The organism is Heyndrickxia coagulans DSM 1 = ATCC 7050, assembly GCF_000290615.1.
In the GTDB taxonomy this organism is placed as follows: domain Bacteria; phylum Bacillota; class Bacilli; order Bacillales; family Bacillaceae_C; genus Weizmannia; species Weizmannia coagulans.
The window spans coordinates 1-203 of record NZ_ALAS01000300.1 but is presented as its reverse complement, the minus strand read 5'-3'; the positions used below and the strand labels follow the sequence as shown (position 1 = coordinate 203).

General features: G+C 44.8%; 1 protein-coding gene. It reads left to right on the top strand.

The window, feature by feature from the left end; genetic code table 11:
* Positions 1 to 203, top strand: a 203-nt coding sequence (locus tag IC21_RS16550) for a transposase (protein WP_371836572.1), incomplete at both ends; no start/stop codon positions are given.

Here is a 203-nt window from a genome sequence, read left to right as displayed (position 1 = left end):
TTATGCCTTGATTGAGCACCTCGACTGGGAAAATTACAATGAAGGGACCACTCTCAAGGAATCTGTTGAAAACTACTACAACCGGTTCGGATTTTATCCGGAAGCGATCTTGGCAGATAAAATTTACCGAAACCGTAATAATCTGGCATACTGCAAATCTCTTGGCATTCGTCTGAGTGGGCCAAGGTTAGGACGCCCATCCA